Annotated in this window: 16 protein-coding genes; 8 read left to right on the top strand and 8 right to left on the bottom strand. The window is 58.2% G+C overall.

Going from position 1 to position 21,941, the window contains the following annotated elements; translation table 11 throughout:
- Positions 1–176: 176 nt before the first annotated feature.
- The 6 genes from MRY17_RS15710 to MRY17_RS15685 all read left to right on the top strand — a co-directional run bounded on the left by MRY17_RS15710 (position 177) and on the right by MRY17_RS15685 (position 6,212).
- On the top strand, positions 177–752 hold the full coding sequence (locus MRY17_RS15710; protein WP_243352449.1) for a fimbrial protein: 576 nt from the start codon (positions 177–179) through the stop codon (positions 750–752).
- Between the two features lie 70 nt (positions 753–822).
- Positions 823–1,518 (top strand): fimbrial biogenesis chaperone, encoded by a 696-nt coding sequence (locus MRY17_RS15705; RefSeq protein ID WP_243352448.1) that lies wholly within the window; start codon positions 823–825, stop codon positions 1,516–1,518.
- A 17-nt stretch (positions 1,519–1,535) separates the two neighbouring features.
- Positions 1,536–4,148 carry a fimbria/pilus outer membrane usher protein gene (locus tag MRY17_RS15700; protein WP_243352447.1) on the top strand — a complete coding sequence of 871 codons (2,613 nt, stop codon included), beginning with the start codon at positions 1,536–1,538 and terminating at the stop codon, positions 4,146–4,148.
- An 84-nt stretch (positions 4,149–4,232) separates the two neighbouring features.
- Positions 4,233–4,724: a fimbrial protein gene (locus MRY17_RS15695; RefSeq protein ID WP_243352446.1), complete on the top strand. Its 492-nt coding sequence runs from the start codon at positions 4,233–4,235 to the stop codon at positions 4,722–4,724.
- A gap of 1 nt (position 4,725) precedes the next feature.
- Positions 4,726–5,250, top strand: coding sequence for a fimbrial protein (locus tag MRY17_RS15690; protein ID WP_243352445.1), 525 nt, complete (start codon positions 4,726–4,728; stop codon positions 5,248–5,250).
- Between the two features lie 785 nt (positions 5,251–6,035).
- Positions 6,036–6,212 (top strand): hypothetical protein, encoded by a 177-nt coding sequence (locus tag MRY17_RS15685; RefSeq protein WP_243352444.1) that lies wholly within the window; start codon positions 6,036–6,038, stop codon positions 6,210–6,212.
- A gap of 96 nt (positions 6,213–6,308) precedes the next feature.
- Here the strand turns inward: MRY17_RS15685 and MRY17_RS15680 are convergent, their stop codons facing one another.
- The 8 genes from MRY17_RS15680 to MRY17_RS15645 form a co-directional block, all read right to left on the bottom strand.
- Positions 6,309–7,328 (bottom strand): fimbrial protein, encoded by a 1,020-nt coding sequence (locus MRY17_RS15680; RefSeq protein ID WP_243352443.1) that lies wholly within the window; start codon positions 7,326–7,328, stop codon positions 6,309–6,311.
- Between the two features lie 98 nt (positions 7,329–7,426).
- A complete protein-coding gene (locus tag MRY17_RS15675; RefSeq protein WP_243353949.1) occupies positions 7,427–9,874 on the bottom strand; it encodes a fimbria/pilus outer membrane usher protein in 2,448 nt (815 codons plus the stop codon).
- A gap of 185 nt (positions 9,875–10,059) precedes the next feature.
- Complete coding sequence (locus tag MRY17_RS15670) at positions 10,060–10,797, bottom strand: fimbrial biogenesis chaperone (RefSeq protein ID WP_243352442.1); 738 nt, start codon at positions 10,795–10,797, stop codon at positions 10,060–10,062.
- A 68-nt stretch (positions 10,798–10,865) separates the two neighbouring features.
- Positions 10,866–11,456 carry a fimbrial protein gene (locus MRY17_RS15665; RefSeq protein WP_243352441.1) on the bottom strand — a complete coding sequence of 197 codons (591 nt, stop codon included), beginning with the start codon at positions 11,454–11,456 and terminating at the stop codon, positions 10,866–10,868.
- Between the two features lie 395 nt (positions 11,457–11,851).
- On the bottom strand, positions 11,852–12,499 hold the full coding sequence (locus tag MRY17_RS15660; RefSeq protein WP_243352440.1) for a response regulator: 648 nt from the start codon (positions 12,497–12,499) through the stop codon (positions 11,852–11,854).
- Between the two features lie 23 nt (positions 12,500–12,522).
- Complete coding sequence (locus MRY17_RS15655) at positions 12,523–15,756, bottom strand: hybrid sensor histidine kinase/response regulator (protein ID WP_243352439.1); 3,234 nt, start codon at positions 15,754–15,756, stop codon at positions 12,523–12,525.
- 78 nt (positions 15,757–15,834) lie between these two features.
- A complete protein-coding gene (locus MRY17_RS15650; protein WP_243352438.1) occupies positions 15,835–17,019 on the bottom strand; it encodes an EAL domain-containing response regulator in 1,185 nt (394 codons plus the stop codon).
- Positions 17,006–19,828, bottom strand: coding sequence for an ATP-binding protein (locus MRY17_RS15645; protein WP_243352437.1), 2,823 nt, complete (start codon positions 19,826–19,828; stop codon positions 17,006–17,008). Before MRY17_RS15645 ends, MRY17_RS15650 begins: the two co-directional genes overlap by 14 nt.
- A 178-nt stretch (positions 19,829–20,006) precedes the next feature.
- Between MRY17_RS15645 and MRY17_RS15640 the strand changes: the two genes are divergently transcribed.
- Positions 20,007–20,480 (top strand): MarR family winged helix-turn-helix transcriptional regulator, encoded by a 474-nt coding sequence (locus MRY17_RS15640; protein ID WP_243352436.1) that lies wholly within the window; start codon positions 20,007–20,009, stop codon positions 20,478–20,480.
- Positions 20,477–21,928: an efflux transporter outer membrane subunit gene (locus MRY17_RS15635; protein WP_243352435.1), complete on the top strand. Its 1,452-nt coding sequence runs from the start codon at positions 20,477–20,479 to the stop codon at positions 21,926–21,928. Before MRY17_RS15640 ends, MRY17_RS15635 begins: the two co-directional genes overlap by 4 nt.
- The last annotated feature ends 13 nt before the right edge of the window (positions 21,929–21,941 follow it).

The raw sequence follows: 21,941 nt of genomic DNA, 5'->3' as shown, positions 1-21,941 counted from the left end.
TGCCCGGCAAGCGGGCGCGCTTATTAAGTTGCACTAGTTGAAGTGTTACCAATTGAGAATCGTCTCATGGTTTAGAGGTGTGCAGGGGCGCACTCTGTCATTACCTGCTGCGGCACTGCCGTTTAACAGGGAAGTAAACTTCTAAACTCCAGCACTGTAATGAAGGATGATTATTCATGAATTATAAATTGGGTAAGTACGCTGCGCTGTGTGGTTCTTCGCTGTTTGCATTAATGGCAACAGTGGGGGCGCAGGCCGCTGATGGCCAAGTTGAATTCAGCGGTTCGATCAACGACAACGCGTGCACCATTGTCAGCGCCAATGTAAAGAAGGCCGTGGACATGGGGCAAGTACGTCTGCTCGACTTTGCCAATACTGTGGGCGCCACAGCCGGCTCGGTACCCTTTTCCATTTCGTTGGAAAACTGCAGTACCGCAACGCTTAAGAACGCAGCGATTACTTTTCGCGGCCAGCAATCGGCTACTGATCCGACCCTTCTGGGTATGACCGGTGACAATCAAGTCCCGGGTGTGGGCATTCAAATCAATGATGCCCGCACGGGCAACAAACTGGCGCTCAATACGGCCAGTAACGACTATGCCCTTCGTCCTCAGTCCAATACCTTTGACTTTACCGCCTCGTATGTTCGCCTGGTGGTCGACACCGAAGGCAAAGACGGCGCCGAGGGTGTCCGTGGTATTGGTACCGGTCAAGTCAATGCGCTGGCCAGCTTTGATGTTAGCTATAAGTAACTCGTAGTAACTAACGCCACGGCTTATTCCGTTTGGCGAGCCGTGGCGTTACCTCGATAGGATAAATTTCATGCATATAAAAGCCGCCGCGTTTGCTGCGCTGCTGGTGTGCTCATGGCTGCCGCAAGTTCAGGCAGGCGTTAATGTGGGCACGACTAGAGTGGTGTATCAAGGTCAGGATAAGGAAGCGAACCTTTCCGTTTCCAATACTGATGAAAACTCGCCATACCTGGTGCAGTCTTGGGTCAGCGCTTATGAGGACCGCAATCAAAGCGCTGATGAATTTATCATGACGCCGCCGCTGTTTCGCCTGGATGCGCAAAGCCAGAATATTCTGCGGATTATCGCAACTGATGTTAAGCAGTTGCCGCCTGATAAAGAAAGTCTGTTTTTGATCAACGTAAAAGCTATCCCCGCCGCACCCGCGGAACAGCGCGATCAAAATGTATTACAGATTGCCCTTAAAACCACCATCAAGTTGTTTTATCGCCCCGCTGATTTGAAGGGCACGCTTAAAGAGGCCGTGGCCAACTTGGAGTGGCAGGTACAGGACGGAAAACTGAGCGTTCATAACCCCTCAGGTTTCAATGTCGTCGTCAGTGAGCTGCTGGTCAACGGCGCTGCGGATACGCAAATACCTGAAGTGATACGCCCAGGCAGTACGGCGAAGTCTGCGCACCCGCTCAAGCGCGGCGATACCCTTGTGCTCAGTTACATCAACGAATACGGAAGTACGGTTAAAACCGATCCTGTCAGCGTGCGCTAAACGGTAAGGAAACCCTGATGCCGCCTGTATGTCTGTACGCCCCCATACGTTTAGCCAACTACTGGCGGTCCCTGGTGCTGAGTGTCGCGGGCCTGACCAGTACCTTTGCCCAGGCCGAATACAGTTTCGATGCAACTTTTCTGGAAATTGGCGGCGGGCATAGTTCGCCCGAAGTCGCCGAACAAATCAAAACCCTCAGCCAGGGCCAATTGCCGGGGGTTTATCGGGTCACTCTGAGCGTGGATAACCGGATGATCGAACAACGTGATGTGCGCTTTGTACGGGAGGCGGCGCAGCAGCGGCCTACGTCCACCGGACTGTTTCCTTGTTTGAGCGTTGAAGGTCTTGAGGCGCTGGGTGTTGACCCAAACCGGCTGATAAATGCCGAGGTCAGTGTCGACCAATGTGTCTACTTCAGCCGTGACCTGGCTGATGTGTCTTACAGCTACGACTTTCATAAGCAGCACCTGGACCTGCAGATTCCCCAAGCCTATATCGGCAGCATCCCCTTCGCGACGCGGCGCAAAAGCTGGAGCGATGGCGAGCCAGTCGCGTTCACCAACTACAGCTTTTCCGCCAGCCAGTACCAGTCCGGCTACGGCAACCGTCAATCGCAATTCGGCAGCCTGCGCAGTGGTGTCAATGCGGGCGCGTGGCGATTGCGTAATTTCTCCACTTGGCAAAAAAGCACCCAGCTCCCGGGCCAGTGGAAATCGGTGGACACTTACGCCCAACGGGATATGGGCAACATGATGGCGATTGCCACGGTCGGCGAAAGCTCGACCGACAGCGACCTGTTTGAGTCCATCTCCTATCGTGGCGTCGGCATTGAGTCCGACCTGGACATGCTGCCTGACGACTCACGTAACTTTGCCCCGGTGGTGCGCGGGGTTGCCAATGGTCGCTCATTGGTGACCCTGCGCCAACGCGGCTACGTCATCAGTGAGCAGTGGGTACCGTCCGGGCCGTTCGCGCTCAAGGATCTGTACTCCACCCCCAGCAACGGTGACATCGAAGTCTCGATCCAGGGCCCCAATGGCGAGCGCCAGGTCTACACCCAATCCTTCTCCTCGGTGCCGTACATGCTGCGCGAAGGCCAACAGAGCTATGCGCTGACGGCGGGCCAATATCGACCCGCGCAAGGGGCGGTGAATCAGGCTAAGCCAGCGTTTGTCCTGGGTACTTTGCGGCGTGGCCTGACGGATGGCACTACGTTGTTTGGCGGCGCGATCGTCAGCGATCAATATAAGTCTTCACTGTTGGGGTTTGCCCACGACTTCGCCGGCTTCGGTGCCATTTCCCTCGATGTAACCCACGCGATCACGGCCGACCTGGGGCCGCAAGGCAAAACGTTGTCCGGCCAATCTTATCGTTTTCGCTATTCCAAGACCCTGAGCCTGACCGATACCAATTTCAGCTTGATCGGCTATCGCTATTCCACCAGTGGTTACTACAGCTTCAATGAAGCCAACAATGCGCGGGCCAGCCGCTCCCTGCAGCCGTACGCAGGTGAATCACTGTTCAACGGGCAGGTGTTTTCGCCGTACCTGCAAGGCCATATGAAGAGCAGCTTCACCGCCAACGTCGCACAGCAGTTGGGTGACTATGGCGGCATGTACGCCAACCTCACCAAAACCGATTACTGGAACGTGGCCACCAGCAACACCTCGATCCAGCTGGGTTACAGCTTCAGCGTGGGGCGCGCCTCTTACAACCTGGGCCTGGCGCAGAGCGCGGGCAATGGCGATGACATTCGCAGCCTGTCTTTGAGCGTGAGTGTTCCGCTGGGTAAACCTGGCGGCAGCACCAGCCGGGTCGGCCTCAGTAATAACCGCGACTCCAATGGGAACGACATCCGGTCGGCCACCTTCAGCGGTTCAAGCTTCGATGACGGCGCACTGTCCTACAACCTCGGCATCAATCAGCAACTGAGTGACGAGGACCGGGTATTGGGCAGCTCGATTGCCGCACGTTACACCGGCGCCAATGCCATCTGGCACGGTTCGTACAGCCGCGAGCAAGACACCCGGCAGATGGATTACGGCATCGAAGGGGGCGTGGTCGCCATGCGCGACACGCTGATGTTCACCCAGCCGCTGGGAGAAACCAACATCATCGTGGCCACCCCGGGTGCTGCGGATGTGGGGGTGTTGGCCCGCAGCGGGGTCCGAACCAACAGCAGTGGTTATACGATCATTTCCTCGGCGCAGCCTTACCGCGACAACCGCGTGTCGCTCGACACCCAGTCGTTATCCGACAACGTTGATATCGCCGGGCTGGTGCAGGAAGTCACCCCCAATCGCGGTGCGTTCGTGTTGGCGCGCTTCAAGACCCAGAACGGTCGCCGCCTGCTGGTGGCGGTTGAGACGGCACAGGGTGTTCCCGCGCCTTTTGCGGCAACTGTTCAGCTTTTAGATACGGCGGGTGCCTCGCTGAGCAGCGCGATGGTGGCTGACAAGGGCCGGGTTTTCCTTACCGGCGTACCTGACCAGTCTCGACTGGTGGTCAAGGTCAATGGCAGGTCCTGGTGCAGCAATGATCTGGACTTGCGTACTTACGGGCTGGCCGAGAGCGGCATTAACCAACTCAAATTTACATGCGATGCCACACCGGTCGCTGGCGAGGATTGAAACACAGCCCTGGCGCGCGTTGCGCGCGTATCTACCCATGTATCCGCTACCTCACTTTCCTTTGATTCCTGCAGGAGCAGAATAATGAAATTACTCCGATCGGCCAGCGTCATGCTATTGGTTAGCACCGCCTGTTCGCCGGCATTCGCGATTACCGATACCGTCACGATCAATGTCAGTGGCACCCTGACGCGCCCGCCTTGCGTCGTCACCGGCAGCAAGACGCTGAGCGTCGACTTCGGCACTCGGCGTTACGACCAGGTGGATAAAGCGCCGCTTGTGGCGGTGCCCATCAACCTGACATGCCCACCCAATTCCTCGTTAAATGTCAGCGTCAAGGCCTCCAGTGCCGTCGCCGGCTCGACCACCCAGGCCGCGACGGGTATGACGAACCTGGCATATGGCTTGACTTGGAATAGCGACAATTCGGACGTCAATATCACCGGGGTCAAGAAGACCTTGACCAAGTTAAGCGGCGCTGTCGACCTCGGCATGAAGGCCAAGCTGATATCTACGGGTACGTTGACCGAAGGTTCTTTCAGTGCCTCGACGGTCGTCAGCATCGAGTATCTCTGACATGGGCTGGGCCTTCAGGGCAATGCTGTGGACCGGCGTGGTCATGGCCGAAGTGTTGTGTTCACCCCAGGCTGCCTGGGCTGCCGATACCACCCGCCTGGAAATTAGTGGCACTTTGATCAAGCCGCCCTGTACGGCCACCTTCGCTTCGACACAGAGTGTGGAAGTGCCCAAGGTCAACCTCAACTCACTGCAGTCGAGGATAACCCCCTGGACTGATGTGGAGTTTGGTTTTCAGTGCGCTAAACACAGCCGTGTCCAATTGCGTTTTACGTCGGGCAGTGGCACCTACGACCCACACACTATGCGTACCACGCTCGATACATTGGGACTGCAGACACAATTAAGCGACGTGAGCGCAGTGACGCGTCAGGTTGCAATGACGCTAGGAGAGTCGCTGCTCTTTGACGTGCCCGACGAAATATTGAAGTTGAAGTTCTCGGTGCGCGCGGTCAAAACCGGCGAGCAGTTGCCGGCCATCGGCAACTACAACGCGATATTGCTGTTGGAAGTTCTTTACCTTTGACTCGAGACAAGGGAAGCCTTGCTCGTTATAAAATAAGCGAGCTGGAAATGCTGAAAATCATATATTTTTCTTTCGCAGGTCGGCAGCCAGGCGCGCGGCGTGCTGTCCGTTTGTTATTCGCACTTTTATGCTGCCTGAATTATAAGACGTCATTTGCTGCGCAGGTTTTAAGCTGTACTCAGGATGCGTCGAACATAGAGCTTGGCGTTATAGAGCCCAAGCAAAGTATTGAGGTTATAGTGGTTAGTGTATGTAAAGTACTCCTGAGCACTACAAAGGCGCCTTATTTGCAGCATCTGCAATTTTATCGGCAAGGCTCGGGACCCGCATTGGTAATCATGGCAAACGGACGGGTAATACCGTCCCAGAAATCATTAAGAACGGATGTATGCATGTTAGAGAATTGCTATGCGGGTTTAAGCAACTTAATGTACTCGCTTGCGCTGCAAGCGAGGATAACCGGAAACGCGAGTGAAATACCAGGCTCTTATTCCATCTCGGTCAATCTGGTGGCAAATGCGCCAGAGGTAAGTTATAACGGGATGGTGGTCTCTGCCCTTGTACGTTACACCGTCCCCGAACCCGCATGCTCATTAGGTTCGGCTTCAAGTCTCTCGCTTCCGTTTGGCACACTCAACAGTGACGAATTCGGTTCCACACAACGGATAGCTGATATCAGCCTTAACTGCACGGGGACGAAGAATGTGAGCGCGCGCCTGTCTCCCACCCAGGGGATTGTGAGCGCTAGCGCCGGCCTGTCCGCCACCACGCTTGATGGATTGCTCATGGCTGCCACCTGGGCCGATAACGGCACCGCGGTCGACTTTGCCACACCCCGCAGTTTTGCCATGGTCAAGGGCGCCAATCTCATCAGGCTGGGGTTTCGCCCACAGCTGCAAGCGGGCGCTTACCCGGCCGGTGAGTTTGCCGGGCAGTACACCTTGAGCCTGGATTATCGGTGAGGCGCAGCAGGGTATTGCCGGCAACAAAAAGTGTCGAGTTACCTAGAATTGACTTCAACGCACTTCAGTCCGGGGGGCCAGCGCGAAGCTTCGTTTCTATTCGTAGGTAATGGTATAAATCACGCTGCTGTTGGCAATACCGGCCTTAAGCGGCTGCTGGCTACGGTAGTAGCGTGCTGTCAACGGGATGGTAAAAATACCCTTGCCGGTTTGTACGCCCATTTCCAATGGTTTGTCATAGATGACGGGCACGTCATTGGTCACCAGCTGAATCTTCACGCCCTGAGCCGTACTCGCTGAGGTCGGGTTTGCCAAGTTGATCAACCCTTTGGTGTTGTCATAGACACCGCTGGTGCCCGGGGTCAACGTCAATTTGACTTTGGTGCCGATATCGCAGTTCAGGGGAATGGAAAACTCCCGCTCCCCCACGGTACTGCCAAGGGGGTGTAAGCGTTGCATCTCCACTTCGCCCATGGGCACATCGACTTCAGTCTTGCTTACATAGCAGCCCAACGAGTTGACGGTGAAGCCTGAAGCGCTTACGCGTGACGCCGGGGATTGCCATGAAGTTCTGTTATTGCGCAAGTGCATTTCAGCTACCGCCTGGCCTGATTTCCTGCCGGGCGTGATGGTGCCGATCTTGTAGAACACCAATTTCAACGACCTCTGAAACTGACTACTACTTGAGAAGGTCCCGTTCACCGCGCAGAGTTTTCTAAAGTCTGAACCTGCGCTGTCTGTGCCATTTACCGCAACGTAGCGCGTGCCACAGTCTTGACCGTACACGGCGTAGCCAATACCGGCATTTGCTGTGCCAAACTTGTAAATATTATTCCCATTGATCTGTGCGGCAGCTGCGCCTAAAGCCTTTACAAAAGTTTCTTGGTAAGTCCAACCGTTGGTACAGGAAAAAGCATTCACGGGGGGGCTGATGACGGTCGCGCCGATCTCAGCTCCGATAGGCGTGTCATGCCGCACCGTCATGTCGGGTAAGTTCAGCAGGGTAGTTTCGGTTTGTGTGGTACAGGTGGCAGCGGCTGCTGAGGTGGCGTAAAACGCGGCCAGCGTCAGCAAGGTGGCAACGGTGTTTCGCAGCTTTTTGAAAGGGGGGGTCACGGCAGGTTTTCCTACTGAGTCATAGCGCCAAGATGTCGGGCACCGTGCGCTGAGGGGGGATACTGGGACGCCGCCTCGAATGCTGGCGGTGCGTTTGCTCACGGTAGACACTTCAACGCCACGCGCTCGTAGTTGCGCGTTTCATCGCGCTCAGGCAGCGAGTAACCCGCCTCGCACTGTTGGCCGGCCCACTTGATGGTGAGGGTGGCGTGTTGCTCGGTCACCAACGCAAGCGCTTTGCCGTTGGGGTCGCTGATGGCGATCTGTTTGCCGGTCGCATCCTCCAGGGCTGCACCAAAGGGCAGGGGGGTGCCAGCGCCGTCGAACAACTCGAACTGCACGCGGCGCCCGGACTCGGCCAGGTAGCGCACCAGCACCGCCGCGCCGCGCCTTGGCACCACTTGTTGTGTGGCGTTTTCGATTTCGATATTGGTGCCCAGGTCGCGGGTGTCCAGGCTGATCCAGTTGACGCGGTAGGGTTGCGTATTGGGGATCACCGCGAAGCCGTTGGCGCCGGTTTGAGTGCCGCTGTAACTGGCAATCTTGACGCCGGCCGGTGCGCCCGGTACTTCGGCCAGGGCAAAGGTTTCGCCGAGGGTCTGGCCCAGGTTGATGCCGCCGGCATGGGCGACCACCGAGCCGGCCAGGTTGAGGTTTTGCGAACTGTAGCCGCGGCCCTGGCTGTAGCCGACATTGGCATCGACGAATGAGCTTCGCGTGCTGAGGCTTGCCGAGCCGGTGCTGCCGCTGGTGCTGCTGTTGCCGGCCTGCACGGAATAGTAGGTGTCGCTGTTTTCCGACAAATAGCCATTCACGCCCAGTTGGGTGTTATTGCCGGATTTTTGCGTATTGGCTGAAACAAAAGCCCTGGGGGCCCGTGGCGTGGAGCCCAGTGGGAACGACAGCGAGAGGTTGACCTGGGTGTCGTTATTCGATGGGCCGTTGTTGCCGATGTCTTTGGTGTGGGTCACGCCGAGGTTATAGCTCAGGTCGCGCCAGCTATTGCTGTAGCCTGCCGACAGGCTTTGCGTGCCGCCCCGTCCCCAGTAGCGCTGGTCGGTGGCATTGAGGTAAAGGTTGCCGAACCGCTGGTTGCGGCCCAGGCTCTGGCTGATGGTGAGGTCGGTTCGCGTCTTGGAATTACCGCGGCGCTGGCCCTCGGCGCTCAGGTCCTCGATATGCTCGGACAAGGTGCGGTAGCCCTCGGTGGAATAGCGGTAGGCGGCGAGGGTGAAGTTGGTGTCGGTACCGGTGAAGGTCTTGGCGTACAGCATGCGCAAACTGTTGCCGCTGGTCGACTGGTCGCCCGCCTGGCTGGCGGAGTGCGTGACGTCAAATGAGACGGCGCCAATCGGGGTATTGCGGCCGATGCCCAAAGACATGGCCTTGAAGGCGTCGGAGGCCTGCACGCCGAGGATGCCGGTCATGTTGCTGCTCATGCCATAGGCCAGCGTGCTGCTGAAAAACTTTGGGGTGTCCAACCCTTCGGCATGGCTGTTGTATTGGCCCGCCGAAACGCTGTAGTTGAGTTGGCCTTTGCGCACCATCACCGGCAGGCTTGAGAATGCCTGCTGGGTTTCGCGGCGCCGGCCATCGGCCTCGATGATGGTGACTTGCAAGTCGCCGTTGGAGCCGCTGGGGTAAATGTCGTTGATCTCAAACGGGCCCGGCGGCACGCTGGTGGTATACAGAATGTAATTATTCTGACGGATTTCGACCGTGGCATTGGTCTCTGCCACCCCGCGGATAATCGGCGCGTAACCGCGCTCACTGTCGGCGCGCATGCCCTCGTCCGAACTCAGTTTCACGCCGCGGTAACGCACGCTGTCGAAGATCTGCGAATCGGAAAAAATGTCACCGGCGCTGAATTGGCCTTTCAACGCGGTGATGTCGCGCTGTAGATAGCTGCGGTTGCTGCTGAACCGGTTCGGTTGGCCGGTGCGGCTGCTGAAGTTGGACTCGTTGCGCAACCGCCAGGCACCGAGGTTGATGCCGTTGCGCAGGCCGAGATTGTTCGAAACCGACGTCGCGGTGTCGGTGTGGTTGCGGTTGCTGCTGAGCTGGTAATTGACGAACGCCGCTGCTACCCCCGAGTCCCAGAGCGCGGGGTCGACGTAGCCACGCATGCCGCGCTGCATGGCCACCTGCGGAACCGTGATCGCCAAGCGCAAGCGGGCCGGATCGTAGCTGACCGTGGCTTTGTCGATTAGCGTCGGCAAGTCGTGACAGGTGTCCTGCGCATCGGGCCTGAGCAGGCCGCCGGCTTCGAGCTTGCCCATGTCGATGCCCAACTGCTGCACGATATCCAGCGTCAGGCAGGCTTCGACCTGGTGGGAGCCCGGCATCAGCTCAAAGTCGATATCGCGGCGGCCCACCAATACCTCGTTGCTGTAAACGTCAACGCGGTATTGGCCGGGAATCACGCGGCTGGGGGACAGCAGCAAGTCCAGGTCCACTGCCGAGCCGGCGCCTTGCAGAAAAGAGGTGTTGTACCGGGCACTTTGTGTCGCTTCTGCTGTGATACTTGGATCGCCAGCGTTGGCCAGTTGAGGAACCGCCAGGGCGACGGCCAGGTACACGGCATTCAGGCCCGTGTTATATACAAAGGGGCGTTTGATTAAGTCATGAGAATTGCTGCGTGGGTATAACGACATGCCCAGCCCTATTGACTAAAGAATATAAGTCGAATGCGTCGATGAAGGAGCACGTTCACGAAGTGGGTGCTGGCGTATTAGAGGGCAGTCTCAGCGCTTACCGCGGTGCGGGATAAGATTGCGGAGTAAGGTTCTTGGGCGCCGTAATCGTTGATACTCAGGAATTTCAACGTGACTGGGTTTGTACTGCTCAACTTTTTAAGAGGAAACGTTTTAGTTTGGCCCGGCGCCACCATGGTGGTATCGAAGGGCTGTTCGTTGATAGCGCCTGCGGCCAGTGTGAGTTCGGCGATGGAAACATGGTAAACGCCCGGGTTGCTGACCTTTAATACGGTGCGTCCATCTTGCTCGGCCAATTGCCATAACAACTGCTTGGGCGCCAAGTAAGCTTTCTCGGCCAACCCAACAGGGCGAAAGAACACTTTGATGCGCTGACGCACGGCCAATTGCAGCGTGTTTTTGGTTGTGCTGGCCTGTGGGATTTCCTGCACATTGAGCCATACCACAGACTCTTTATCAGTGGGCATGCCCCCGCCCTCGTAAATAACCCGAAGCAGTTGCTGCTGTTTGCTCATGATTCGCGCCAGCGGTGGCGTGACGGCGAACGGTGCGGAGCCAGGTACTGGGCCGTCCTGTTCAACCCAGGATTGAATCAAGAGGTCATCGCCATTGTTGCGTACGTTGATACTGACTTCTTTATGTGCGCCATCGAACACCAGGCGTGTGGCGCTCAAGGAAATTCCCGCGTTGGCAGAGGTTGCCAGTAGCACGCACTGCAAACCCATGCATAAGGACAAGAAACGAAGTTTGAACATTCGGGATTGCCTGATAAATCAAAAGAGGCGGGGCCGGAAAGGCCCCGCGCAATATCAGCGGAGCGCTGTTATTCGTATTGCAGGGTGAACGGCAGGATCGCGTCGCCACGACCGGCGACTACGTTCTTGATATCGCCGACGGTGACATAGGCGGCAGAGAACTTGAGGCTGGCGCTACCGTCTTGCAGGGTGTTGTCGATCCTCGCAGTGGCGGGCGAGGTCAGGTCAATTTGCGCGCCGTTGGAGTCAAGCAGGGCGATACCGATGTTTTTAGCAGCACCCAGGCCGTCGACCAACTTCAGTACTTTAGTGCCGGGCCACAGGCCAGTACCTGCGCCGGTGGTCGGTTGAAAGATCATTGACACTTTGGTGCCGGCGTTGCAACTGATGTTCATAGCAAAGTTTTCGGCGCTCATTTTACCGCTGCCTTTAGGCGCGGCATCGGTGCCCATGTCTTTGATGGACACTTCGCCCATCGGCACGGAAATGGTCTTATTCAAGCCGGCATCTTCAACCGAGCAGGCGTCATTGTTGATGATGCCGCTGAAGTTGATAGTGCCGCTGCCTGCAGCGACGGGGGCAACCGCGTCAGCTGCAAAAGACTGGCCTGCCGCCGCGAGCATGGAAAGTGTGAGCAATGTCAGCGAGAGCTTTTTCATGGAGGGTCCAATTAAAATTAAAATAACGTGTTTTCGAACACGTTATAAATTTAAAAGACCGCGTGGCCAGAGGCCATAAGACGATTCTTATAAGGTGAGTTGAGAGGTGGGAAAGGCTGTTATTAGCGCTGTAAAGCAATGAGGGTATTTAAGAATGTTCTTATGGATGTTTTTAAAAGTCCGGAAGTAAACTCCGTCAAGCCCTCTTGTCGGTGTAAATAATGTTTGGATTTGTAGTGATTGCGATAACGTTGATTATATTCGCGTGCGGACTGATGTGGCTGATGAGCGGTTCGGGCACGAAGTAGGCTCGTGCTTAACAGCACGTCAACGGCAAACATCAGTCAACCCATGCATGCCGCTCTTCGCTGCAACCTGTCCTGCCGTGGTGTGCATCAGTTAAAGGTGTTGTTCTCAAGGCAGTACGTGATCAAATCCTGGTCACTGGACACTTCCAGCTTACGCATGGCGGATTTCTTCTGTGCGCTGATGGTTTTCACACTTCGCGATTGCGTCCGCGCAATGTCGGAGACGCTTTGCCCCAGCACATACATGCGCAACACCTCCAGCTCCTTCAGCGTCAGCGTTGACATGCGTTCATCCAGCGCGATGTTCGGCGCCCTGACGCAGGTCGGTTCTGGCATGGCGCTCTTGAAGGCGCGGTCTTGCGCGATGGCTGTGAGCGCCGCCTCGATGTCGTTGTGCAGCTGGTTTTTCTGAATCACGCCCACCACTCCCAACTCATGCAGGCGGGTCAGGATCAACGGATTTGAGATCATCGTCAGCAGCAGGATTTTCACTTGGGGAAAGTGCCGCCGCAGGTACTCCACAAGCTTCAGGCCGTCGCCGTAGGGCGAATCGCCGGGCATATTGAAATCCGTGATTGCCAGGTCAACATTCTGGTGCCTGAGCAAGTCGATCAAGCCGTCGGAGCACACCGCTTCTCCCGTCACGCGAAAGCGCTCATCGCGTTCGATAAGCTCGCGTACACCCAGCAGTACAATCGGGTGATCATCGGCGATCACGACGTTGAGAATATCCATGTATGGCTGTTCCTTATCTGGTGTTAAGTGCGATCCGAACTTTGCAGCGCGTCGAGCATTGTCCGCAACTGGTCCAGCATTGTCTCGATTTCTTGTATCAATGCAGGGGTGATGACTTGGCCGGCCAACTGGTTTTCCAGGGCGATGCAGGTATCGGACAATTCGAGAGCCTGCACGGCACCCAGTGCGCCCGCCATGCTATGCAGCGTGTGGGCTGTGCCTGTGGCATCGTTGCCATTGAGCAGCGTGCGCAGCTTTTCAATGTCCTGCTGCAGGGTACTGATGAACAGCGTGCGCATTTTCGGCGACAGCTGTGGCAACGCGTGTTCGTGGGCTGCATCGGCGTGGTCGCTGAGCGCGGCTGTGTGTGAAGGGGCCGCCGGTTGGCAATATTTGCTCAGCTGCGCGCGCAACGTGTGCAGGGTCAGCGGCTTGACGAGCCAGGCATTCATTCCGGCTGCCAGGCAGCGCTCACCTTCATCGTGCAAAGCGTTGGCGGTGATGCCGAGTATAGGCAAGTCGGGATCGTTGCTGCGCAGCGCCTTGGCCAGCTCATAGCCATTCATCACCGGCATGTTGATGTCGGTCATGACCAGGTCGAACAACCCCGGTAGCCATTGATGCAGGGCCTGTTCGCCGTTGGCGCTGGCCACCACCGAGCAGCCCAGCGCTTCGAGTTGCTCTTTGATGATGGCCTGATTGATCGGGTTGTCCTCGGCAATCAGGATGTTCAGGTCCAGGCGTCGAGCCTGTTGGGTCTGCGTGGGTTCGTTGGGGGCGTTGTCACCCTGTTGGGCGTAACTGATCGCCCAGGCTATCGCGCGGATATCGTGGGCATCGACGGTCCAGCCCTTGTCGGTGTACTCAGGCGGGTTGGGGCCTCCCGCCGTGGCGGTCACACGGGGCCCGGCCCAGAGTGATTCCTGACCCGACGCCAGCATGTCCAGGAGCAGTGCGGACGAAGAAGCGGTGTGTTTCAGGTCCGGGCTGAGGCTGCGCGTTTGCTGGCCGAAGCGATTGAGCCACTGGCTGATATGGTGCGCCAACTCCGGCGCGGGTGCCTGAATATACAGCAGGGGTGCAGAGGCGCTGAAAGCGGGGCAGTTGCTGAGCTGGCCGTCGACGCAGGCCAGCGTCAGGCTTAGTGAAAAACTGCTGCCCAGCCCCGGCTCGCTGACCACTCGCAGTTGGCCGTCCATCAATTCGCACAGCCAGCGGCAGATGGCCAGGCCCAGGCCTGCGCCTGCCTCGCTGGTGGCATCGCGAACCTGATAAAACGGGTCGAAGAGTTGGGTCTGCTGCGCCTGGGAGATGCCGATACCGGAATCACTGACCTGCCATTGCAGTTCGACACTGCCGGCTTTATTTTCCATGACCTGAACACGCACGACGACTCGCCCGTGATCGGTGAATTTGATCGCATTGCTCAGCAGGTTATTGAGGATCTGCCGAATGCGCTGCGGGTCGCCTTGGACCCTGTCAGGCAGGTTCGCATCGATGCACGCATACAGTTGCAACCCCTTGGATCGGGCAAAGGCGCTGTAGGTGCGCAGGGTGTCTTCGGTCAACTCCAGCGGGCAGAATGCCTGGAGTTCGATGGTCATTTGCCCAGCTTCGATCTTGGACACGTCCAGCACGTCGCTGATCAGTTGAAACAGCGTCGCTGACGAGCGTTGGATGGTGCGCAGGTAGGCTTGTTGGCGCGGCGCCAGCGCGGTCAATCCCAGTAGCTCCAACGTCCCGAGCACGCCGTAAAGAGGCGTGCGGATTTCATGGCTCATGGTCGCCAGGAAGCGGGTTTTGGCTTCGTTGGCGGCGTCGGCGGCATAGCGCGCGGTTTCCAGTGCGGCAGCGTCTTCGACGTGGCGGGTCACGTCGTGGAGCGCACAGATCCACACATCCTCGCCCTGGTAACGAGCTTGAACCAACCCCACATGCAAGTAGCGGCCCGCAATCTCCAGGTCGGTTTCGCCAGGTTGGTGGAGCAAGTGTTTCTGGTCGAGTGTGGCAATCAGTTGGCCGGTCTGTTGCCAGGCTTGCAGGGTGCGGTTTTCCATCAGGATCTGATGGTCTTCGCACCGCACTACGCACAGGCCGGTGGGGGCGGTATCAATGATCGCGCGGCTGAACGCTTCGCTCTCGGCAATGCTTTCGTGGGCGCGATGGGCGGGCAGCACCACCCGGGATTTATACCAGCGATTAAACGCCCAACTGCCGCCGATGCTCAACGAAACCAGGGATAAAAGCCCCAGCAGAGGCCACCAGGCATAATTGATGAAGCTCTTGAAGCCCACGACATACAGGGCAGACCAGGGCTGCGCGCCTTGACTGGAGACCTTGAACACCAAGCCATCGCTGCGCAGGTGCAGCCCGTCGCGTGCGTCCCGTTGCGGTTGTTCCGTGCCAATCACTCGCTCGCCATTGGGCGCGGCCAAGCTGAAGCGATCATAGATGGGCCATTGCGTGATGCGCTCGACGTCGTTGATCTGGCTCAGGTTCAGCAGCGAGGCAACCACCATCCAGGAACTGGCGCCTTTGATACCCAGTTGGCTTGCCGGTACGTCGATATTGATGTACCCGAGCACTGTGGGCGGCGCGTTGCCGATATGCGACGCATAGCTCACCCAGTGCACCTGGCTGTCCAGCGGCTGCGGATTGCTGGCGTGCAATTGGCGCAACATATCAATCATGACCTGGCTGAAGGTGCCCCCCTGAATCTGCCCGGCCCGGCGCAACTGCCCGGCGGCAGGCACTGCGATATCAAAGTGGTCCGGTACATTGAACACAAACACTTGGGGCGACTGGTAATACGCGGCTGACCAGAACGCGCTGTAAAAACTCGCCACCTGTGCACCCAGCGCGAGAATCTTTTTGTGTTCGCGGGGTGCGATCGATTCCGGGTTGATATAGACACTGAACGGCATTGAAAAGGACAGTTCCTGGCCTTTGTAGATGTTCGGCCCTTCATTAGGCAGCGGCTCGCTCAGGTACAGCGGTGTCTGCGAGACCTTCAGTGGGATGCCTGAAGCGTTGCGCTGAAGGATGGCGTACAGGAAGGCCTCCTGCTCCGCGATATTTTCCATGAGCCTGGCGAAGTGAAGCCGAACGGCATTGCGCTGGTCCTCAACCATGCGGTGCAAGCCCCAACCGCTCAGCCCGACCAGCAGCGACGCCAGCCCACACAGCAGCACCAACCCCTTGTTCATCCTCAGGGTGCTGTCGGTCAGTTTCTTCAAGCGTTCACGGCGATCGGTCATGGGGCGCGCCTATGGAAAATCATTGATTACCTGTGGACACTGCAACCTCTGATAGAAATACATACGCACCGGCAAGGCTTAATCCGCGGCGGGTCCGTCCTGGGTCAGCAATTGCTGGAAGTCAACGGAGGAGACGGCGCGGGAAATCAGGAAACCCTGGACCTGAGAGCAGTTGATTCTACGCAATAGGGCGAGCTCCTGCGCTGTTTCCACACCTTCGGCGACCACGATAAGGCCCAATTGGCGGCCCAAGGCGACGATGCTGGTGAGTGCCTGGGCCAGCTCTTCATTTTCAGTGCAGCCTTGTACGAGCGCGCGGTCGATTTTCAGTTCGGTAAAAGGGGTGGAGACCAGGTTCATATAGGAGCTGTAGCCCTGGCCGAAGTCATCCTGTGACAGCCCGAAGCCTTTTATTCTCAAGCGGCAGGCACCGGCATAAAAGTTACTGATGTCTTCGGGCATCGAGCATTCCATCAACTCAAAGCAGATCATGCTGGGGACGCCGTTCAACTGGAGTACGAATTCAAGAATCCGGTCGGCCAGGTCCGGGCTGTTGAGCAGGTGCGTGGGCAGGTTGATGGAGACGGGAATCGCATACCCCTGGGTCCGCCACTGCGCCTGGGCCTTGATCGCTTGCTCCAGTACGCACCACAGCAAACGTTCTTCAAGGTTGAATGCGCGCAGCGCCGGCAGGAACATGCCCGGCAGCAGTACACCGTGCTCGGGATGCAGCCAGCGCACCAGGGCTTCTGCCGCCACGATACGGCCGTTAGCCAGGGATTTTTTGGGCTGGAACCAGGCGTGTAGACGGCCTGTGTCCAACGCGTCGAGAAGGGCCAGGTGATCGATTTGCGGGCCAGGTAGCGGCAGCTCGGTTTGGCGTAGGCTTCGCAGTTGTTCGGTCAGGTTACGCAGTGCTGCAGATTTTACCGGTTTGGAGATCAGCCCTATTACCCTCACGCCCAGGTTGCGCGCCGCCAGGCTGGCGCTCATCAGCATGCGACGTGAGGCAGCACTCATGATTGCCAGCGCTGGGTTGGAGCTGGAAGCGGCCAGCCCCTGGATAAACTGCACGCCATCCATGCCTGGCATCAGCAAGTCCGTAAGTACCAGGTCAAAGTCGTGCTTTTTCAAACACTCCAGGGCCGCCTGGCCTTCACGGGCGAACTCCAGATGAAACTCCCCCAGTTCATTGAACAGGTTTTGCAGATACACCTGCTGGAACGGGTGATCTTCAACGATCAGGATGCTAGTCGGTTTCATGAGCGGTTCTTTCGTAGAGCGCCAGTTGAGTGTGCAAAGCCTGTAGCGTGAAAGGCTTGACCAGGCAGTGGTCCATTCCGGCGGCCAGGCACAGTGCTTCTTCGCCGTGCATGGCGTTGGCGGTCGCCCCGATAATCGGGATCGTGCAGCCGAGCTTTCTAAGCTCGCGGGCCAGTTCGTAGCCATTTTTGTGCGGCATGTTCACATCGGTGAGTACCAGGTCGAACGGCCCCTGGCGCCACATTGACAGTGCCTCTTCACCGTTGCCGGCCAACTCGGTGGTACACCCGAGTTCTTGCAACTGGTCATGCAGAATCAGTTGGTTGATCACGTTGTCCTCGGCGACCAGAATATGCAGATTGAGCTTCCTCAACTGGTGTTGCGGGGCATAGCCGTCGGTGTTGCTCGCCGAGAGCCCTTGGCTGCGACCAATGGCTTGGTGAATGGCTTGGAGGTGATTAAGGTTGACGACCCAGCCGCCGGCCTCCCATTGGGGCTCGTTATAGCCGTCGCCGGCAGCAATCACCAGGGCACCCATCCACTCGTTATCCAGGCGCTGCTCGAAACAACCGGGATGCACCTCAAGCACTACGCTATCTGGTGTGCACGCGCCGTGTGGGGGGCGCCCAGGTTGTGGGCGTGCGCCCCATCGGCGCAGCCATCCGCTCATGGCATCGACTAGCTCCGGCACCGGTGATACCACATAGATGACTTTGGGCAACAGGCGCGTAAAGCGGCTCGGCAGGCCGGCACTGAAAGGCTGTTCAACCGGAAGGCTCAAGCTGAAGCTGCTGCCCAGGCCTGGTTCGCTGACCACTCGGATACTGCCGTTCATCAAGTGGGTCAGGCGTTGGCAGATAGGCAAGCCCAAGCCTGTGCCGGCGATCACATTGGTGTGGCCTAGGGTCTGGTAGAAAGGTTCGAAAATACGCGTTTGATCCTGCTGGGAGATGCCTCTGCCAGTGTCCGAGACCTGCCAGAACAATGTCACGCGTTCGCCGTCGCGGCCGGCCAATTGCACCCGCAGTACAATGCGCCCGGCGTCAGTGAATTTCACGGCGTTGTTCAACAGGTTGTAGAGGATTTGCCGTGTTCTCGACACATCGCCGATCACTCGCTCGGGTAACTTGGGGTCGATCACTGCGTACAACTCCAGGCCTTTCCCTTGGGCTGCTGCTGCGTAGCCCTGGATCACCTCGTGAATCAGATCGAGTATGCAGAACTCGCTTAGCTCCAAGGCCAGTTGGCCCGCTTCGATCTTGGATACATCCAACACATCGCAGATCAACTGAAGCAGGGTCGCCGAGGAGCCTTGGATGTTGTGCAAGTAGTCGGTCTGCTGGGCGTTGAGGCCGGTCCTTGCCAGTAACTCCAGTGTGCCTAGCACGCCATACAAGGGCGTGCGGATTTCATGGCTCATGGTCGCCAGAAACAAGGTCTTGGCTTCATTCGCGGCGTCGGCCAGTTGGCGCGCCTGTTCCAGCGCTTCTTCAATCTGGGTGCGCGTACTGATATCGCTGAAGGCGCAGAGCAACACGTCTTCGCCCTTGTAGCGGGTGGCTGCGCAACTCAGGTACAGGTGACGCCCATCGGCGGTTTCAAAGTAATCGGTGATGTGGGGATCATCCTGTGTAAACGCCCGCTGAATCCAGTGTGGGCTCAAACGCTCACGCTCGCCGCTTTGCCCCAGCCACTGTTGGCACAGGGTGTTTTCCAGCACCACCTGGCTGTTGGTACGGCGTAACACGCATAAGGCAACGGGCGCGGTCTGGATAACATCGCTGCTGAACCGTTCGCTTTCGATCAATGCCTGGATACGGCTCAGGGTCGGGGTGATGAAGCGATGCTCCAGTCGACGGATCAACAGCCACACCAGGCTGATACTGAACAAGCAGAACAGCAGAGTGCCGCCAAGCCGTGGCCACAGGCCGACCACGGCGTCACGCAAGTCGATGGAGTAAACCAGTTGCCAATCCGTGGACTTCAACTGTTTGCGCATCACCAGATGGTCGGGCAGCCAGCCATCGCCGACAAAACCAAAAAAGTTCTGGCGCTGAATCTGCAGGAGGTTCTGGCTCAGTTGCGTGGGTTTGCTGTTACTGAACACCAGCATGCCGTCGGGGTTGAACATCATGAACTGGCCCGCACTTTGGTCGTCCAGTGCATGAGAGACTTCCTGGCCGTCCATCTCCAGCCCGAGCCAGCCGGAATTGACGTCCCGAGCGTCCAGCCGAATAAAAATATACAGCTGGGAGTGCTCTGCCGACTGGTGCGTCAGCCACAATTGGCCCCTTGCACAAGCGTTATCGCGTTTGAGCAGTTGCAGGCGGTCCAGCATCGCTTGTGGAAAAACAGTGATCGCGGGAGTACCGGCGTACAGGCGTTTGACCTGTGCGTCGGCGCCGCTGTTCACATAAAGCAGATTGACCTGCTTGGTTTTGAGGTAGTCGCGTATGCGCTCGGTGAGCCAGATGCTCCATTGTTTGCCCGGCGTATTGCCTAGCAGTAAATGAATTTCTTCGGGGGAGACCTGGGGGGCCACATTCTTTTGTGTACGAACAGCCGACAGGCTCAGGCTCTCCAGCAAGGCTTCGCGGGTGGTGAAAAACGTGTGGGCCTCGGCAATGGCGCTGCTCATATGGCTGCGCCTGCGTGACACTTCGGCATTGAAGGTCAGAAGCAGAAAACTGTAGACGCCACTCAATATGCCCACGAGCAGCACCACCCCGAAAATGCGCAGTAATCGGCGTGCGGCGTTTGGTGTGGAGAGGAGGGGGTTGATCTGATGCAGGTACGTCTTGAGTTTCATGCCGGCTACGTTAGAGAGGTAGTCGGTATGTAGGAATAAGACGATTCTTAAAGCGCGCCTTACGTAGGACAGGCCCACCAACTACCAAGCAACCTAATTATTCCATTTGACATTCGCTGCCTAAGCAGTAACATCTCGTCACACATTCACTGCCTAGGCAGTAATAAGGTGACTTTCGATGCCTCACTTCACCCCTGACAACTTCCACAACTGCCACCTCGGCCTGTTGCTGGGCCGCGCCGCGATCCTCAAGGACCGCATCATCGACACCCATATGGAACCCCACGGCATCACCGCCGCGCAGTTCAAGGTGTTGATCATCATGGCCCAGTTCGGCGTCGATACCCCGGCGGAGCTGTGCCGCAACCTGTCCCTGGACAGCGGCTCGATGACGCGCATGCTCGACCGGCTGGAGCAAAAAGACCTGCTCAGCCGCAAGCGTTCCGAGCTGGACCGGCGCCAGGTGCAGTTGGTGCTGACCGTCGAGGGCCAGCGCCTGGCGGACATGCTCCCGCATATCGGCGCCAAGGCCCTCAACCAGTTGGCCGGCGTGCTTGAGCCGGGCGAGCTGGAAACCCTGGAGCGGATCCTGAAAAAAATGCTGATCGCTGCGGGTGACCCCATCACGATCCAGCGGGTAGGTAGATCATGAACACACGCGCATTCAGTCTGGTGCTGGCGGCGATGACGTTGGCCGGTTGCGCCAATTACAGCGGCCTCGACACCCAAGGCCAGCGCCTCGACGCCAATACCCTGCACACCGGCAAATCCCTGAGCGGCGTGACGCTGTCGAGCGCCGCCTGGCCGGCCGCCGACTGGTGGAAAAGCCTGGGCGACCCGCAGCTTGACGGCCTGATCCAGGAAGCCCTGCAAAACAGCCCCGACATGCAAGTGGCCGACGCCCGCGCCCACCAGGCCGAAGCCGCCGCCTATGCCGCCAACGCGGCGCGCATGCCGACCCTGGATGCCAGCGCTGGCGTGAGCCGTTCGCGCCTGGCCAAGGACCAGGACCCGCGCGGGCAGGGCGATGCCTATTCGACGGTGCGCAACATCGGCGCCAGCTTCAACTACAACTTCGACCTCTGGGGCGGCCAGCGCGCCGCCTGGGAAGCCGCGTTGGGCGAGGCCCGCGCTGCCGAAGTCGACCAGCAGGCCGCGCGCCTGACCCTGGCGGCCAACGTGGCCAAGGCCTACAGCGACCTGGGCCAGGCCCATATCGTGCGTGACCTGGCTGTCGATGACCTCAAGCGCACCCGCCAGATGCTCGACCTGAGCAAGCGCCGCCTGAGTTCCGGTATCGACAGCGAATACCAGTACCAGCAGACCGAGAGCCTGGAAGCCAGCTCCCAGTCGCAACTGATTGACGCGGAAAAACAGCTGCAAAGCGCCAAGATCGCGTTGGCTGTGTTGCTGGGTAAAGGCCCGGACCGCGGTGACGAGTTGGCGCGCCCAGCGGTGCTCAAACCCAGCGCCGTGGCCGTGCCGGCGGTGTTGCCTGCCGAGCTGCTCGGCCGTCGCCCGGACCTGGTCGCCGCACGCTGGCGCGTAGAGGCCGCGAGCAAGAACATTGATGCCAGCAAGACCCGCTTCTACCCCAACCTCAACCTGAGCGCGAGCGCAGGTGCCGAGTCGTTGCTGGGCGATGCGATGTTCGGTTCGGCCAGCCGCTTCTTCAACATTGCGCCGACGATTTCGCTGCCGATCTTTGACGGCGGCCGTCTGCGTGCTGATCTCGATGCCCGCGACGCCGACTACGACCTGGCCGTGGCCCAGTACAACAAAACCCTGGTGCAAGCGTTGGGTGATATCGGCAACAGCCTGTCCCAACTGCGCGACACCGGGCGGCAGATCGAGGCCCAGCAACACGCTGCCGACATCGCCCAGCAGTCATACGACACCGGGGTGCAACGCTACAGCTCAGGCATCGGTAACTACCTGGATGTGCTCAGCATCGAGCAGCAATTGCTGCAGGCTCAGCGTCAGCTGGCCACCCTGAATGCGGCGCAGATCGATCTGTCGATTCAATTGATGCAGGCCCTGGGTGGCGGGTACCACGCCAACAGCGTGGCCGCGACCACCCCAGCTACACGCACGGAATAATTTGAGGTATTTG

Source organism: Pseudomonas orientalis, assembly GCF_022807995.1.
Lineage (GTDB): Bacteria > Pseudomonadota > Gammaproteobacteria > Pseudomonadales > Pseudomonadaceae > Aquipseudomonas > Aquipseudomonas orientalis_B.
The sequence above is the reverse complement of the archived record's forward strand: the minus strand, read 5'-3'. Positions and strand labels throughout refer to the sequence as shown.

What these genes read in the sequence shown, in the direction of transcription:
- MRY17_RS15710 (WP_243352449.1), top strand. Translation starts at nt 177, where the DNA reads ATGAATTATAAATTGGGTAAGTACGCTGCGCTGTGTGGTTCTTCGCTG.
- MRY17_RS15640 (WP_243352436.1), top strand. Translation starts at nt 20,007, where the DNA reads ATGCCTCACTTCACCCCTGACAACTTCCACAACTGCCACCTCGGCCTG.
- MRY17_RS15650 (WP_243352438.1), bottom strand. Translation starts at nt 17,019, where the DNA reads ATGAAACCGACTAGCATCCTGATCGTTGAAGATCACCCGTTCCAGCAG.
- MRY17_RS15685 (WP_243352444.1), top strand. Translation starts at nt 6,036, where the DNA reads ATGGCTGCCACCTGGGCCGATAACGGCACCGCGGTCGACTTTGCCACA.
- MRY17_RS15645 (WP_243352437.1), bottom strand. Translation starts at nt 19,828, where the DNA reads ATGAAACTCAAGACGTACCTGCATCAGATCAACCCCCTCCTCTCCACA.
- MRY17_RS15695 (WP_243352446.1), top strand. Translation starts at nt 4,233, where the DNA reads ATGAAATTACTCCGATCGGCCAGCGTCATGCTATTGGTTAGCACCGCC.
- MRY17_RS15655 (WP_243352439.1), bottom strand. Translation starts at nt 15,756, where the DNA reads ATGACCGATCGCCGTGAACGCTTGAAGAAACTGACCGACAGCACCCTG.
- MRY17_RS15635 (WP_243352435.1), top strand. Translation starts at nt 20,477, where the DNA reads ATGAACACACGCGCATTCAGTCTGGTGCTGGCGGCGATGACGTTGGCC.
- MRY17_RS15700 (WP_243352447.1), top strand. Translation starts at nt 1,536, where the DNA reads ATGCCGCCTGTATGTCTGTACGCCCCCATACGTTTAGCCAACTACTGG.
- MRY17_RS15705 (WP_243352448.1), top strand. Translation starts at nt 823, where the DNA reads ATGCATATAAAAGCCGCCGCGTTTGCTGCGCTGCTGGTGTGCTCATGG.
- MRY17_RS15660 (WP_243352440.1), bottom strand. Translation starts at nt 12,499, where the DNA reads ATGGATATTCTCAACGTCGTGATCGCCGATGATCACCCGATTGTACTG.
- MRY17_RS15690 (WP_243352445.1), top strand. Translation starts at nt 4,726, where the DNA reads ATGGGCTGGGCCTTCAGGGCAATGCTGTGGACCGGCGTGGTCATGGCC.
- MRY17_RS15670 (WP_243352442.1), bottom strand. Translation starts at nt 10,797, where the DNA reads ATGTTCAAACTTCGTTTCTTGTCCTTATGCATGGGTTTGCAGTGCGTG.
- MRY17_RS15665 (WP_243352441.1), bottom strand. Translation starts at nt 11,456, where the DNA reads ATGAAAAAGCTCTCGCTGACATTGCTCACACTTTCCATGCTCGCGGCG.